Source organism: Bradyrhizobium sp. S3.2.6 (genome assembly GCF_040546885.1).
In the GTDB taxonomy this organism is placed as follows: domain Bacteria; phylum Pseudomonadota; class Alphaproteobacteria; order Rhizobiales; family Xanthobacteraceae; genus Bradyrhizobium; species Bradyrhizobium cytisi.
The window spans coordinates 164859-179844 of the sequence record NZ_JBEPOS010000016.1 but is presented as its reverse complement, the minus strand read 5'-3'; the positions used below and the strand labels follow the sequence as shown (position 1 = coordinate 179844).

The following is a 14986-nucleotide window of genomic DNA, read 5'->3' as shown; positions in this document are numbered from 1 at the left end:
TGTGATTATGCCGACCCCAACGCAGCGATCGCCGCCGCCAGAGCCCGTTCAGAGGCAATGGTCGGCATAATCCCGAGGTCGGCATAGTAGAGATTATGCCGACGTCGGCATAACGTCTATTCGATCACCACCAACCAGGCGGCGATCGCCGATCTCTTCCGCGTTGTCCGGCGCTATGAAGGCAACCTCGCGCCGATGCCGGGCGTTTTTCCGGATTATCCGGCGCCGGTCATCCGCGATGCCGGCAACAGCGAACGCGAGATGGTGATGATGCGCTGGGGCATGCCGCCTCCGCCGCGCACCGGCGGCCCGCCCGTGACCAACATTCGCAATACCTCCTCCCCGCACTGGCGCGCCTGCCTCAAGCCGGAGCACCGCTGCCTCGTGCCGGTCAACAGCTTTGCCGAATACGCGCCGGAGCCGAACCCGGAGACGAAGAAGAAAGATGTTGTGTGGTTCGCGCTCGCGGAGTCACGACCGCTGTTCGCGTTTGCCGGCATCTGGACTACCTTCAATGGTGATCGCGGTACGAAGTCAAAGCCCGTTCCGGGGCCGCATCAGGTCTATGGATTTCTCACGACGACGCCGAATGCGGTCGTCGAGCCGATTCATCCGAAGGCCATGCCGGTGATACTGACGACGGCGGAAGAGGGAGACAGGTGGCTGCGAGCGCCGTGGGATGAGGCGAAAATCCTTCAACGGCCTTTACCGGATGAGCAACTCAAGATCGTAGCTCGCGGAGCCGAAAAGGAAGATCGGCAGCCGCAAGGCTAGAGCGCAAAAGACTTCTGGCGCTTGACTTTGAAACGGTCGAAAATCTCTTTCGAGATTATTCCCTCCAACCGCGAACCCCCGGAGTACCATCATGCGCGCGCTTCCCACTCTCCTCCTGGTCGGGATCACAATGGCTGTGGCCACTCCGGCCTCAGCTCAACGGTTCGCCGGAAATGCTCCGGTGTGCATGCAGAAATGGCAGTGGGGTGGCTCCAGCTATATCACCTGCCAGTTTGCTTCGTGGGACGAATGCAGAGCGACCGCTGCGGGCCTTTCCGCCATGTGCCTGTCGAACCCCTATGTGCAACGGCCGGCTCATCCGGACCGCAGTCCGCGATTCAGATAGGGCTGCGGCGGCCCCCAGGCAAATTCCGGCGGATACGGACACTCACGATGGGTTTCGCGAACCTGAGGAAGCATAGGTGCAAGAAACCGGGTTCCTTTGGAACGCTGCATCACGGCAATCATTGAGCCGGCGGGGCGAAACTCCCTCAGGAAAAAGGCGATGCGTTCGATTCTGGCCTTGAGCGTTTTGATAAGCCTGTGCGGGGTCGCGAACGCGGCAAGTGTGCATCATGGGCACCGGCACGCGGTGCTTCGTCCCCATCACCACATGTACCCATCAGGTCGAGCCTCGGGCTTTGCCTATGCGCCGCGTCAATACGACCGGTCCGCCGACCCCTGTAGCAGGCCGGAAGCGTATTACGGCTCCTGTCAGGGTTATGCGCCTGGCGAAAAGGAGCAATTTCTCGAGAGTGTGCTCAACCCTTATTAGTTGGAAAGCGCACAACCGGGAGCCCTGGTAGGGCCGCCGTCTCCAAGGGCCATTTCCGCGGAGGATCGGCCATGACACAAAAACCCATGACACAAAAAAACCTCGCGCAATCTGCCGGAGCCCGAGCCGCGCAAGGACAGCGAACGCGACACGCGAGAGGCGATCATCGCCGACGCCGACAAGACCAAGGCAGAGACCTTCGTTCACGGCGACGGCGGCACGCTCGACATGCCGACGAAGCGCGGCGATCTGTCGGGAGATGATTGAGGGCGGCGCGGTCTGCCGGCGAACCAAGACGGGAAAGCCCGCTGCGGATTGCTCCGCGTGGGCTGAACCGGACTTTTCCGATGATGCCATTCTGCCAGTGTTTTGCCCGACGCGTCAAACGCCTTAGCGATTGCTAAGCGACCAAACCGCCATCACGGCCTCGTTCAATCCGGCACGGTGATCCACCACGGCCCCCTCTCCCTTGGCGGTGAGCTCGCAGGTGTCGCCGACCTTTTGCACGTAGCCGGCGGTGATGAGCTCGAGCAGCTCTTCCCTGTTCTCATCGCTGAAGGCGATGGACTGGCCGATGTCGCAGAGCAGTGCGATCTGCGCTTCTGTCAGCATGGACTCCTCCGACGGTACAAGTGCCTGGGCCCCAGGCTGTTCCTCCGGGACGCCATGTCAGGCTGCCCGCCGGAATCAAAAAAGCCCGCCGCGGATCGCTCCGCGCGGGCTGAACCAAACTTTTTGATGATGCCATCATGTCGGTGTTTTGCCCGACGTGTCAAATACGGAAAACGGCCCCGGCGCTGACGGGGGGCTTGGGCGCCGGAGCCGCCATTCCAGGCCGGTCAATCGGCGGCGAGACCGGCCACCCGCTCAATTCGGGGTCGGACCCGGAAGTTCCTAACGGAGCCACCATGGTCGTGCGGCCGCCGGCGTAAGCCGCCTCGCGGGGACGGATCGCGGATGCGCGGCGGGGATATCCGGTCGCTTTCGTTCGACTTGAAGGACGCGAAAGTCGCTCACGCAGCGCGCGACAATTCGGCCGCGCGCGCCTCGCGCCCCTGCAGCATGGCGATCGAGGCCCGCAGATTGTCCCTGCGCGACCGCAAGGCCAGAGCCAGCATCGAATAGGTGGGACTGCCGGGGTCAGCATTGCCGGCCTTGCGCTCCTCCTCGACAATGTCGCTGTCCAGCATCTGGATTCGCCAGCGCAGGTCGGAGATCAGAGCGTGGAGCGCGTTCGCTTCGTAACGGGACGTTGTCTGCATGTGATCGCCTCAATCTGAAACGGTCCGATTGGCCGGGCCGGGATCAAGACCTCATGCAGCAAGAGCGATGCCAGCGTTTGGCGGCAACGGAGCCAGAGCCCGAGCCCTCATTCCTCCGCCAGCTTCCGCTCGATATAAGCATCCACCGTCTCGGCGAACGAGCGCTGCACGCCGACCGACGTGACATGCAGCTCGAGCGCATCCTGCTGGAGCACGCGCAGGCCGCGGCTGCGTGCGCTGACCGGCGCCACCGCCAGATAATCATCGATGGCGCCCGTCGCCAGCGGGATGCCTTTCGGATCTCCTCTCGCAATCAGCAGACGCAGAAAGCTCAGGCAATCGGCCAAACCCGGCATGGGAATCTCAGCTCTGCTGCGATTTCGGCTTCGGCATCCTGACGGGCTGGGTATGGGTCCCGAACAGCGCCAGCAAAAATGCGACTTCTTCCTTCGAACCGACCTCGATCATGACTTTCTCCTTTTCGCTCCGTTGGTCGGGGCGAGCGGCGAAGGCGTTCAGGACGATCTGGTTTCAGGAGCGTTTCAAACCTGTTTCGTGCGCCGACGGCATGCGCAACGGAGCATCGGGCGGTTCGCGCCGGACGCCATGCGGATGCTCAGCCGTGCGGCTGCCACCCGATGATCGCACCGGCGAGGCACTGCAGCGCGCCGAACGCGGTGCCGACCATCTGCATCCAGTACCGGATCGGCATGGTGTCGCGATCAAACACCTGTCGCGACCACCGCGACCAGTCCAGCCAGTCGTCACTGACGAACAGGATCTTTCGCTCGACATAGCCATACCAGGCCTTGCGGGCGCAATAGATGCTGATCCCGATCGCAGCGACGTGATAGAGCAGATCGAGAGCGGGGTTCATGCCAACATCCGTTTTCGGGGCGGGCGTTGTGATGACCGGGCCGTATGTCCTCTCGGCCGGCAAGGTCGCAACAGCTCTGCCTGTCTTGGTGTCACCGGAGAGGATGCAGGTTCAATCGCGGTCGCGATCGGGATATATTTTGCCCAACGGGTCAAACTTTAATCGAATGCAACGTAGCGGATTCGGCAGAATGCAATCTGTCCGCGCCATGCTGGCACACACGCGTTCCAAGGAGAGATGCGCGATGTACTACGTCGCCGCCGCATTGCTGGGACTGTCAGGACTGTTCTATTCCGCGAGCCATCACGAGCTCGGCCAGTTCGGCTCGAACGTGTGCAGCTACGGCAGCACCTTCTGCGAGAATCCGGTGGTCGTCTTCACCGGCGCTGCGCTCGCCGCCGCCTGGGGCATGTTCGTCAGCATCAAATAAAACGAAAGCCCGGCGCCGACAGGAGGCTGGCTTGATGATCGAACGTGCCGCCTGACCGACGCGCCTAGCGGGCCGGCCACGTCGTCGGCTCCTTGCGGACGGCGGCGGCAGCGGCCGCATAGTACCACGCTCCAACACCACGCGTCGGCCGGGGAACTTTCCGACTATGATGGCGCTTAAGCCTTGGATTCGTAATTTCCGGAAGGTGAGCCCTGTCGAACCGATCGCCACATCGCCCCACTAGGCACGGCCGCGCCGATGCGCCGACGAAGTCCGCTCCGATGCTGCTGCGCCGGCTCGGTCCCGGCCTGATCACCGGCGCGGCCGACGACGATCCGTCGGGCATCGCCACCTATTCGCAGGCCGGCGCGCAATTCGGCTACGGGCTGCTGTGGACAGTCTTTCTCACCACCCCGTTCATGATCGCCATTCAGCTCGTCAGCGCGCAGATCGGTCGCGTCACCGGCAAGGGTCTTGCGGCCAACGTGATGCAGCTCGCGCCGCGCTGGATGGTGATGGGGCTCGTGGCGCTGCTCGTCGTCGCCAACACCTTCAACATCGCCGCCGACATCGCGGCGATGGCGGAGGCGCTCTCACTGGTCATCGGCGGACTCAACCACGAGCACGCGCTGATCTTCGCGGCCGGATCGACCCTGCTCCAGGTGTTCGTGCCCTATCGACGCTACTCGCCGGTGCTGAAATTTTTGACGCTGACGTTGTTCGCCTATGTCGCTACCGCCTTCACCGTCAAGATCCCGTGGAGCACGGCGCTGCTTGCCACGGTGTGGCCGAAGGCGACCGTCAACGCCGATTATTTCATGATGGTGGTCGCGGTCCTCGGCACCACCATCAGCCCCTATCTCTTCTTCTGGCAAGCCTCCCAGGAGGTCGAGGAGATGAACCAGGGCAAGCGCGACCGGCCGCTACGCGAGGAGACGCAGCGCGGCGGCGATCCCGAGATCGCGCGCATCAAGGCCGACACCACGCTTGGCATGCTGCTATCGAACGGCATCGCCTTCTTCATCATCCTGACCACGGCCTCGGTGTTGAACGCCAACGGCGTCACCAACATCAATTCGGCGACGGAGGCGGCCGAGGCGCTGCGGCCGCTCGCCGGCGACTTCACCTTTGCGCTGTTCGCGCTCGGCATCATCGGCACGGGCCTGTTGGCGATCCCGGTGCTGGCGGGCTCGGCGGCTTATGGCGTTGCGGAAATTTTCGGCTGGCGTGCAACGCTAGAGGCAAAGCCGGAGAAGGCGGTCGGCTTCTACACCATCATCGCAGCCGCGACCGTGATCGGCTTCGGTCTCGGCTTCACCGGCATCAGCGCGATCCACATGCTGGTGTGGAGCGCCGTGCTCAACGGCATCGTCGCCGTTCCCATCATGGCGATGATGATGTTGATTGTCTCGAACGAGAAGATCATGGGGCGCTTCAAGGCCCGGTCATGGCTCGTCATGCTGGGCTGGCTCGGCACCGCGCTGATGGCGCTGGCCGTCCTCGCTCTGCTCGGCTCGTCCGCGATCGGCTAGAGCGGCGCCTGGCCAAGTGCTTGCGGGCTTCACGGCAGGCCGTCGTTAGCCTAACAATTGTGGCTGGGCTCGGACTTACGACCCGGACACAAAACCAATAACACCCGGCGGGGCGACAGGGAGCGACATGACAACATCATCAAAAGCAACAGGTCTCGAGATCCTCGCCTGCGACGCCGGCTGGAGAAACTACCATTTCGTCAAGGTGACGACGGAAGACGGCATCGTCGGCTGGAGCGAATTCGACGAGGGCTTCGGCTCGCCCGGCGTCGGCGCCGCGATCCAGCGCCTCTCCGCTCGCGTCATCGGCCGGAACGTCTTCCAGCACGAGCGCATCCATGCCGAGCTGTTCGCCGCCACACGTCCCGCCGCCGGCGGCGTTGTTGCGCAGGCACTCGGCGCGATCGAGAATGCGTTGCTCGATGCCAAGGCGAAATGCTTGGGCGTGCCCTGCTACGAACTGCTCGGCGGCAAGATCCGCGACCGTGTCCGGGTCTACTGGTCGCATTGCGCGACATGGCGGATCAATCATCCGTCCTGGTACAAGCCGCCGATCGAAAATCTCGACGGCGTCAAGGCGATGGGCCGCGAGGTGCGCGAGAAGGACTTCACCGCGCTCAAGACCAACATCTTTTCCTATGACGACGGCAAACCGACTGGCTGGCGGCCCGGCTTCGGCTCGCCCTTTGCGCCCGAGATCAATGTCGACCGCAAGATCCTGCGCGACCTGCGCATGCATCTGGAAGCGATCCGCGACGGCGCGGGTCCCGACGTCGATATACTGCTCGACTGCAACTTCAACGCCAAGACCGAAGGCTACTTGAAGATCCTGCGCACGATTGCCGATCTCGACATGTTCTGGATCGAGATTGACAGCTTCAACCCGCAAGCCCTCGGCTATATCCGCAGGCGGAGCCCGCATCCGATCTCGTCCTGCGAGACGCTACTCGGCCTGCGCGAATTCCTGCCCTATTTCCACGAGCAGGCGATGGATGTGGCGATCATCGACACACCCTGGAATGGCGTGTGGCAATCGATGAAAATCGCTTCAGCTGCGGAAGTCTTCGAGGTCAACGTCGCGCCGCATAATTTCTACGGCCATCTCTGCTCGATGATGAACGCTCATTTCTGCGCGGCGGTACCGAACCTGCGCATCATGGAGATCGACATCGATCGTCTCGCCTGGGACCGCGAGCTGTTCACGCACGAGCCGGAGATCCAGAACGGCCATCTGATCATTCCCGACCGTCCGGGCTGGGGCACCGAGCCGAACGAGGAGACCCTTCGCGCCCATCCGCCGAAGACCACAGGCGGGCTCCTCAATTACGGCCGCAAGAGCTGAGAGTTACGGTGTCACCGGATTGATGGTCGGGGACGTCTTCGGGCCCGGCCGCTCCGGCTCAACCGCCGATTTTGGTTCGGTCGGAAGCACCTTGGCGCCTGCCGCGCGGGCGGCTTCGCCCGTGGTCGCATACATCGCAACGTGGGCCGGCTGGGTCCTGGCGCGATTCCACGGCCCGTGATCGACGATCAACATTGCAGCAATCGTCACGCCGGCCACAATCAGCGCGATGACGCCGGGATGGCGAAGCGCTGAGGACATGGAGTTTGCGAAGCGGCCGCTTGTCATCGAAAAATCCATCGTTTTTCCTGTCGCAGGTTAATTCAAATGCGGCCCGCGAGTTCCGTACCTCACTTAAGCAAGTTCCGAGCCAATGCCCGGAACTTCACTATTCCGCTTCGTTCACTTTACGTCGGGGCGCGCGTCACCGACGAACTTGTCGCGGTTCGGCATTTTGATCGCCGCGAGCGATTTGGCATCGACCGTCGCATCCGCTCCGACCAACCCATTCAAGTTCAGGATGTAGGCTGACACCGCGTACACGTCTTCATTGCTCAGCGACTGCGGCGCGTTCTGCGGCATGGCGCGACGGATGTAGTCGAACAATGTCGGCGCATAAGGCCAGTAGCTTCCGACGGTGCGGATCGGCTTGGCGGTCCCGATCGTGCCCTGGCCGCCGACAAGGCGATCGCCTAATCCGCCCTCGCCGTTGTCGCCATGACATGACGCACATTGCTGGGCGAACACCTCGCGTCCATGACTGACCGACCCGCTTCCCTTCGGCAGATTGCTGCCATCGTGCCCGACATCGATATTCCAGCCCGCGATCTCGGCCGCCGTCGCGGGCCGTCCGATGCCATAAGGACTTTGCGCCCGTGCGGTGCTCACTGAAGTGCAGAGCAGGATCGCGAGGACTACGCCGCAGATCTCACGCCAGCGCATTGGTGACCTCCCCGTCGGCGGCGACGCGCCAAGGCCAGATCGCGTTGTTGTGGTAGAAATAATTCTCGCCTCGTACCGCGAGCAGCTCGGCGAGCGTCGGCTGCACATACCCTGTTTCGTCGATCGCGCGGCTCTGGATCACGGCGGGCTTGCCGTCCCATTGCCAGGGCAGGCGGAAGCGCGTGAGGGCACGGGTCAGCACCGGCTCCTGCAATTGCGCATCCTGCCAGCTCTTACCGTCATCGACGGACACCTCCACCCGCTTGATCTTGCCATGACCGCTCCAGGCGATGCCGGTGATTTCGTGGAACCCGGGTGCATGGAGATGCTGGCCGCCCGAGGGACGCGTGATGATCGACTTCGCCTCCATGTAGAAAGAGAACTCTCGTGCCGTGCCGTCCGGCAGGAGGTCGGTGTATTTCGAGGTCTCCTCGCGCGAATAGGCGGGCTCTGCGGTGACGTGCAGGCGCCGCAGCCACTTCACGTTCATATTGCCTTCGAACCCCGGCAGGAGCAGCCGCAACGGATAACCCTGCTGCGGACGAAGCCGCTCGCCGTTCTGGCTATAGACGAGCATGGCATCCTCGAGGCATTTCTCGATGGGGATACTTCGGGTCAGCGCTGCCGCGTCGGCGCCTTCAGCGATGATCCATTTGGCTTCCGGCTTCAGCACGGCCTCCCGAAGCACCCGCTTGAGGCTGACGCCGGTCCATTCGGCGCAGCTCAGCAGACCGACGAGGTCCGACGCAGTCTTGCCATAGGGCTTGGTGTAACCGGGATTACCGGAACATTCGAGAAAGTGGATGCGCGACTCCGAAGGGAAGCGTCGCAGATCGTCCATGGTGAAGATCAGAGGCTTTTCGACAAGACCGTGAAGCATCAGCCGGTGTTGCGCCGGGTCGATTGTCGGGACACCGCCGTGATGCCGCTCGTAGAACAGGCCATTCGGCGTGATGATGCCGTCGAGCTCCTGCAATGGTGTCCGGCCGGACGCGGAGATGTATTGTTTGAGGTTCTTCGAGATGTTCTTGACGACGCCCTTCTCGAACGGCGACGGCGCGCCGTAAGGCTGGCTTCCCATCGGATCGCCCGGCGCTTTCATCCAATCCGGAATGTTGGGCGGAAGATTTTCGGTCTCCGCGGCGGCTGAGGCACCGGCTGATAGGACAACGCCACCGGCCACGGCGCCGCTCCCTTTCAGGAAGCGACGACGCGTTGTCGTTGCGGATTTGTCGGGGGTGTCAATCGTGCTGCTCATAGCGGACCCTCGGATGAAGCTCGGCCCGCATGAAACCTTCCGCGAAGCACATTTGCAATCCGCGTGCGTTTCAAACGCAGCCGATTTCAATCAGGATTGACCTAAATCCGCCGGCAGCGGCAGCAGTTCCATGCTTTGCGATGCACAAATGGCTCGCGTGTCACTCACCCGGCGCGATTGCATTGCTGGGTGTCGGCCGATCTGTGATCTGCTGGCCGAACAGGCTGCCGATCAGTTCGACCGCGGTGCGTGCAGTGCGGCCGCGCTCGTCCAGAAACGGATTCAGCTCGACAATGTCGACCGATCCCACCACGCCGGAATCGTGCAGCAACTCCATGATCAAATGTGCCTCGCGATAGGTCGCCCCTCCTGGGACCGTGGTGCCGACACCCGGCGCTACGCAAGGATCAAGAAAATCGACATCGAAGCTGACATGCAGCACGCCGTTGCTCGCCTTGACACGTTCGATGACGCGCCGGATCAGCACCGCGACGCCGAACTCGTCGATCTGGCGCATGTCGACAACTCTGATCCGGCGTGCGCGCATCAGCTCCTTTTCGAGCTTGTCGATTGAACGCGCACCGAACAGGTCGAGTCTATCAGGATCAATCGAGGCGCGCGGATCATTACCCAGGAGGCCATCAAGGCCAGCCTCGCCGCACAAGAATGCCGCCGACATGCCATGCATATTGGCTGTGATCGTCGTCTCCGGCGTATTGTAGTCGGCATGGGCGTCGAGCCAGAGCACGAACAGCTCGCGTCCGCGCTCCTGCCAGTGCCGCGCCATCGCATTGACCGAACCCATCGACAGCGTGTGATCGCCCCCGAGGAAGATCGGCAGGGCACCGGTTTGCGCGATCTCATAGCCGCGGCGGCTGAGCATGCGCGTCCAGCGCTGGATTTCGCGGTAATGATTGGCCTTCTCCGGCGGCCTGTCGGCGAGATCCCTGACCTCGGCCACAGAGAGATCGCCGTAGTCGACGACTTCGAAATCCAGGCTTTCAAGCAGCATTGCAAGGCCGGCGGTCCGCAGCGCCGCGGGGCCCATCAAGGTGCCGCGCTGGGAAGCGCCCATATCGATGGGCGCGCCCAGCAACGCGATGCGCCGGGCTCGATCCTCGATGGTTCGATCGGTCACGGCAATCTCCTGAGGTCAGCAAGGCTGCACCAGCGTAACAGAGATTCGCATCCGTCGTTTCACGGGGGGCCGGAACTAAATCCCGGACGCCGCATTTTCTTTGGCAAGGCCGGTACCCGCCGTTCAAAACGGCGCCTGTCGCGGATAGCCAAAGGCGCCGGCCTCAATTTCTTCGTCAGGTCTGGAGGTCGCGCTTGAGCACGGACATACCGCAGCCCCATCCCCAGCCGGGCATGGCCGAGCGCGCCATCGATGCGGCGACCGACGTGTCCCACACCATCGGCGAGGTCGCAGGCGGCTTGCGTGCAGCCGTCGATCGCCTCACCTACGCGATCGATGAAGCGCGAAAACCCGGACGGCCGCTCTCGACAGTGGCGGCGATCACGCGCGAAGCGCCCTTGGCCAGCCTGTTCGTCGCCTTCCTCTTTGGCGTAGCGGTTGGGCGCCGGCGCTAGCACCAGAACAGGCGCGCTTAGGCGGCGCTGACGGCTTTCAGCTCGGCCGCCAAAAACTGCTTCTCGAACGCGTCGGCAGGCATCGGACGGCCGAAGAAGTAGCCCTGCCCTTCCTCGCAGCCTATGCTGACCAGGAAATCCGCGGTGGCGCGATTCTCAATACCTTCGGCAACGACCGTAAGACCGAGCTGTTTGCTGAGGCCTATGGTTGAGCCGACGATCGCCGCGTCGTCGGAATCTGCGAGCAGATCGAGCACGAACGAGCGATCGATCTTGAGCCCGTCGAGTGGAAACTTCTTCAGGTAGCTCAGGCTTGCATAGCCCGTTCCGAAATCGTCGAACAGGATACGCACGCCGAGCTGCTGGATCCGCTTGAACATGTCGAGCACGCGGCCCTCGTCGTGCAGCAGGATGTCCTCGGTGACTTCGATCTCGAGCAGCGAGGGGGTTAGCCCCGTCGTTCTCAGCAACTCCGCAACTGAATGCGCGAGATCGCCGGAGTGGAGCTGCGAGGGCGAGAGGTTGATTGCGACGCGGACAGCGTTGCCCGACAGCTCCCACGCGCGCGCCTGCCGGCCGGCGGTCTCCATCACCCAGTTCGCGATCCGCTCGGACAGGGCCGAGGTGTTGACCACCGGCATGAACTCTCCGGGCGAGACATAGCCGCGCACCGGGTGCCGCCAGCGAATCAGCGCTTCGGCCCCAATCAGGCCGCCGTCGATCAGGCGAACCTGAGGTTGGTAGAACAGCTCGAACTCGCCGCGGTCGGCGGCAAGCGCCAGTTCACTCTCCAGCGTCAGCCGGTTCTCCAGCTCCTGCCTGATCGCGCTCTCGAAGATCACATGGCTACCACGCCGGGTCGCCTTGGCGCGGCTCAGCGCCAGATGACCGTTGCTCAGGAGATCATCCGCGCTCTGTCCGCCCTCCGGATAGGCGGCGACGCCGATGCTGATCCTGACGCGGTGCTGTCGCGCGCCGGTCACCAGCGGCGCCTCGAACGCGCGCGCAATCCGCTCAGCGAACGCGGCAATCAGCTCATGGCTCTCCACACAATCCAGCGCAATCGCAAATTCGTCGCCGCTGAGCCGCGCCACCACCGCCTTGCCATCGACCTCGGTCCGCAGGCGTTCAGCGACCGCCCGCAGCACGAGATCGCCGATCGAGTGTCCAAGCATGTTGTTGATCTGCTGAAAACCATCGAGTCCCAGCACGAGCAGCGCGACTTCGGAGGACCGCCGCTCCGCCGCAACAATCAGGGTGGCGAGTCCCGCATGCAGCGTGTTGCGGTTAACGAGACCAGTCAGCGCATCATACTCGGCGAGATATCTGACGCGTTCGGCCTCGCGCTTGCGTACGGAGATATCGCGCAGGATCGCGCCGTATTGGAAACCTTCCGTTCCTTGCCAACCCGAGAAACTCGCCTCGACCGCGAACGTTTCGCCATTCTTGCGCCGGCCCTCGAACTCGACGACCACGGCTCCGCCGGGGACCAGCAGCGCCTGGCGCGCAGCGTCGCGCATGGCGAAGGTCCTTGTGCCTGCCTCCACCGGTACTGCGCAAAGCGTTTCGAACGGGCGACCGATGATCTCGGTCGGCATGTAGCCAAAGACCGCGCTCGCGCCGGGATTCCAGACCGTGATCCGGTGATCTTCGTCGGTGCAGACCAGACCGTCGCCGAGCGACATCGCGATGCGATGAAATCGGCTTTCGGCGATGCGACCCAGCAGACTGCGGAAATCGATCTCGTCCAGCGCGATCGCCGTCAGATAGGCGACGATCGCGATGTGGAACAGCGACGTGTCGATGACAAGCGGCCAGCGCTCCTGTACAAGCACCGCAGTCAGTTCGATCCCTGCTCCGGCTGCGACCAGGATCGCGACGCGGAAACCCGGTGCGACGCGGCGCCATGAATACATCATCAGCAGGCAGATCGCGCCAAGACCAGCAATCATGCCGGCATCGGACGTCCAGCGCAGCATGCGGCTCTGCAGGACCGATTCTGTCGCCAACGCCTGGAGCACGGGTCCCGGGACGATACGGCCATTTGGAACGCTGAACCGGTCCCCCAGCTCGAGTGCCGTAGCACCGACGATGACCTTCTTGTCCCTCAGCCTGTCGAGGGTCGCGGCATCGCCCCGCAGCACATCGGCATAGGAAACACTCGGGATAGACGTCGCACGAATGCTGAAGTCGATCAGAAAAGGCGGCCGCCGATTGGCGTCCTGCCCGGCCAACACGATGGCCATCGACGGCATCTGCGCATCGCCGAGCTTCTCCCCGACCGGATAGCGGCGAACGAGCCCATCGGATTCGACGGCGACATTGACGACGGCCGGCCACGACTGGTTGCCGAACAGCTTCAGCGGACGATTGATGTGAGCCGCGCCACCATTTGGTGTCGGCTGCTTGAAGGACGGCAGAATCGTCGAGCCGCCAACCTCTCGAAGCGCTGTGAGGAAGGCCTCGTCGGAGCCCGGATCCGACGGCGTGCTGAAATCGATGTCGAAAGCCACTTCCTGCGCACCGGCGGCCTCGAGCCTGTGCAGGAGGTCAGCGTGCAGGCTGCGCGGCCAGGGCCACACGCCGATCCGATCGATCGAAGGCGCGTCGATAGCCACGACGACCACGTTGCCGCTGGCCGCCCGCGACTCCCAGGCAAAGCGCAGATCAGTCAGCGCATTGCGAAGCGAGCCGTGCCATCCCGTGGACAGCACGACTGCCAGAGCGATCACGACGAGGATATGTGGCCGATAGTGTTTCACCTTGCTTCCCCCGCACCGACGGCGCTCGCCGCCAGGTGCCCCTTTACGTGCCCCTTTACGTGCGCCCCTTTACGACGGCACGGCCCTAGTGATGCTTGTACCAACCGTAGTGGTTGCCATTATTGCCGCTATTTCCATTTCCGTTGCCGCTGTTGCCGTTCCCGCTATTACCGTTCCCGCTATTACCGTTCCCGTTATTGCCGTTGCCGCTGTTGCCGTTGCCGGTCGCGCTTGTCCCGCCGGTTCCGCTTCCAGAGCTGCCACCAAGCGCATCACTGGTGGACCCGGCGGTGGTCGCAACGGTTGTCGTCGCACTCGACGGAGTCGATGTTCCGCTGGCTGCAGAAGCGCTGCTGCTCACGGTGACCGCCGTGACGGTGGAGCTATTCGCGGCAGTGGTCGTCGTGCTCGACTTGCTATCGCTCCACACCGTGTCGGTGCCGGCATGCGCGTTACGCACCCGCCTCGGCGCGACGGCGTCGTGGGCCAGCCCGTGCGTGACCTTGTGAAAGTTCAGCTTGACCTCGCCGAGCGAGCTCGAGATACGCACGACGCCGGCCTTCGGTGCGTGAGTCTCGCTCACCTGACGCGACTGCGTCGGCGCGCCGGCTGTCTTGGTGCCCTTGTCGATCGTACCAAGCGCATGGATCGCATGGCCGCCTCCCGCATCGCGCGGCGCCGACAGGCCCGACTTCGGCACGGGCACACGCTCGATCATCGACGCGCGCGGCTTGCCTTGCTCGATCGGATTGAACGTGCCGGCACCGCTCAGGCTGAGACCGGGCTTGCCGTGCTCGAAGGCAGTGGCCACCTGCCCCGGCATGACCTGGGCAAGCTGCCCCGTCCTGAAATCGGAAACTTCGACCTGGCCGCGGAGCACGCCGACTTTGGTGCTGCCTGCGCCCACCGTGACGCTGAAATGCGTGCCCTTGACCACGGCGGCGAGATAGGGCGTCTCGACCTCGAAATGCCTGACGTTACGCTTCTCGACCTCGAGCAGGATCGAACCCGCCTGCTGGATGATGGTGGTCGAAAGTCCCTCCTTCTTCTCGGTCGGCACACCGACCACCGAGTTGGGGGAGATCAAAATGGTCTCTTCGCCGCGAAGGAGCAGCACGCGCCCGTTCCGCCCGGTGCGGATGGTATCGCCCGGCTTCAGAGTCTCCTGCTGATTCAACGACACCTGCTGGGCGCCATTGGTGGCGAGCCAGACCTCGCCCGATGACTTGCTGACCGACCAGACGCCGTCATCCGCAGCGGATGCACCCGATGCCGTTCCCAGGATCAGCGCTGCCATCACGGCGCACCGCATTCCAATTCGAACAAGCATGATGACCCTCAGTCTGAGTTGCTGCGAGCCTGATGCGTATCCGAAATCACTCAAGATTGGCTTAGCAGGACGCCTGGAGTCCGGCGGCCGCATTAACCAATAGTTGACC

The 14986-nt window shown here is 63.2% G+C and carries 16 protein-coding genes; 6 read left to right on the top strand and 10 right to left on the bottom strand.

Annotated features, from left to right (window positions below; translation table 11 throughout):
• The first annotated feature begins 123 nt into the window (after window positions 1-123).
• Both ABID58_RS25605 and ABID58_RS25600 read left to right on the top strand, forming a co-directional pair.
• Window positions 124-774, top strand: a complete 651-nt coding sequence (locus ABID58_RS25605) for an SOS response-associated peptidase (RefSeq protein WP_354035500.1) — start codon at window positions 124-126, stop codon at window positions 772-774.
• A gap of 91 nt (window positions 775-865) precedes the next feature.
• Entirely contained in the window at window positions 866-1120 is a 255-nt protein-coding gene (locus ABID58_RS25600; RefSeq protein ID WP_148749741.1) for a DUF3551 domain-containing protein, read from the top strand.
• A gap of 819 nt (window positions 1121-1939) precedes the next feature.
• Here ABID58_RS25600 and ABID58_RS25595 read toward each other — a convergent pair.
• The 4 genes from ABID58_RS25595 to ABID58_RS25580 all read right to left on the bottom strand — a co-directional run bounded on the left by ABID58_RS25595 (window position 1940) and on the right by ABID58_RS25580 (window position 3688).
• Entirely contained in the window at window positions 1940-2161 is a 222-nt protein-coding gene (locus ABID58_RS25595) for a hypothetical protein (RefSeq protein ID WP_148749740.1), read from the bottom strand.
• A 401-nt stretch (window positions 2162-2562) separates the two neighbouring features.
• Window positions 2563-2811: a hypothetical protein gene (locus ABID58_RS25590; RefSeq protein WP_354035490.1), complete on the bottom strand. Its 249-nt coding sequence runs from the start codon at window positions 2809-2811 to the stop codon at window positions 2563-2565.
• A 107-nt stretch (window positions 2812-2918) separates the two neighbouring features.
• Entirely contained in the window at window positions 2919-3167 is a 249-nt protein-coding gene (locus ABID58_RS25585; protein ID WP_354035489.1) for a hypothetical protein, read from the bottom strand.
• A 260-nt stretch (window positions 3168-3427) separates the two neighbouring features.
• Entirely contained in the window at window positions 3428-3688 is a 261-nt protein-coding gene (locus ABID58_RS25580) for a hypothetical protein (RefSeq protein ID WP_354035488.1), read from the bottom strand.
• A 244-nt stretch (window positions 3689-3932) separates the two neighbouring features.
• Here ABID58_RS25580 and ABID58_RS25575 point away from each other — a divergent pair, with 244 nt between their 5' ends.
• From ABID58_RS25575 to ABID58_RS25565, 3 genes are all read left to right on the top strand, one after another.
• Complete coding sequence (locus tag ABID58_RS25575) at window positions 3933-4118, top strand: hypothetical protein (RefSeq protein ID WP_148753489.1); 186 nt, start codon at window positions 3933-3935, stop codon at window positions 4116-4118.
• A 281-nt stretch (window positions 4119-4399) separates the two neighbouring features.
• A complete protein-coding gene (locus tag ABID58_RS25570) occupies window positions 4400-5650 on the top strand; it encodes an NRAMP family divalent metal transporter (protein ID WP_148753427.1) in 1251 nt (416 codons plus the stop codon).
• A 127-nt stretch (window positions 5651-5777) separates the two neighbouring features.
• The gene (locus tag ABID58_RS25565) at window positions 5778-6992 is read left to right on the top strand and encodes a mandelate racemase/muconate lactonizing enzyme family protein (protein ID WP_354035487.1); all 1215 of its coding nucleotides are present in this window, start codon (window positions 5778-5780) and stop codon (window positions 6990-6992) included.
• Between the two features lie 3 nt (window positions 6993-6995).
• Here the strand turns inward: ABID58_RS25565 and ABID58_RS25560 are convergent, their stop codons facing one another.
• From ABID58_RS25560 to rocF, 4 genes are all read right to left on the bottom strand, one after another.
• Window positions 6996-7280 carry a hypothetical protein gene (locus ABID58_RS25560; protein WP_502916431.1) on the bottom strand — a complete coding sequence of 95 codons (285 nt, stop codon included), beginning with the start codon at window positions 7278-7280 and terminating at the stop codon, window positions 6996-6998.
• Window positions 7281-7394: 114 nt separating this feature from the next.
• Window positions 7395-7934, bottom strand: a complete 540-nt coding sequence (locus ABID58_RS25555) for a c-type cytochrome (RefSeq protein ID WP_354035485.1) — start codon at window positions 7932-7934, stop codon at window positions 7395-7397.
• Window positions 7921-9192: a sulfite dehydrogenase gene (gene soxC, locus ABID58_RS25550; protein ID WP_354035484.1), complete on the bottom strand. Its 1272-nt coding sequence runs from the start codon at window positions 9190-9192 to the stop codon at window positions 7921-7923. The genes ABID58_RS25555 and soxC overlap by 14 nt, the downstream gene beginning before the upstream one ends.
• Before the next feature lie 160 nt (window positions 9193-9352).
• Window positions 9353-10330, bottom strand: a complete 978-nt coding sequence (gene rocF / locus ABID58_RS25545) for an arginase (protein WP_354035483.1) — start codon at window positions 10328-10330, stop codon at window positions 9353-9355.
• A 194-nt stretch (window positions 10331-10524) separates the two neighbouring features.
• Between rocF and ABID58_RS25540 the strand changes: the two genes are divergently transcribed.
• Window positions 10525-10785 carry a hypothetical protein gene (locus ABID58_RS25540; RefSeq protein WP_148753433.1) on the top strand — a complete coding sequence of 87 codons (261 nt, stop codon included), beginning with the start codon at window positions 10525-10527 and terminating at the stop codon, window positions 10783-10785.
• Window positions 10786-10802: 17 nt separating this feature from the next.
• Here the strand turns inward: ABID58_RS25540 and ABID58_RS25535 are convergent, their stop codons facing one another.
• Both ABID58_RS25535 and ABID58_RS25530 read right to left on the bottom strand, forming a co-directional pair.
• Complete coding sequence (locus ABID58_RS25535) at window positions 10803-13547, bottom strand: EAL domain-containing protein (RefSeq protein WP_354035482.1); 2745 nt, start codon at window positions 13545-13547, stop codon at window positions 10803-10805.
• Window positions 13548-13632: 85 nt separating this feature from the next.
• Complete coding sequence (locus ABID58_RS25530; protein WP_354035481.1) at window positions 13633-14877, bottom strand: FecR family protein; 1245 nt, start codon at window positions 14875-14877, stop codon at window positions 13633-13635.
• Window positions 14878-14986 lie beyond the last annotated feature (109 nt).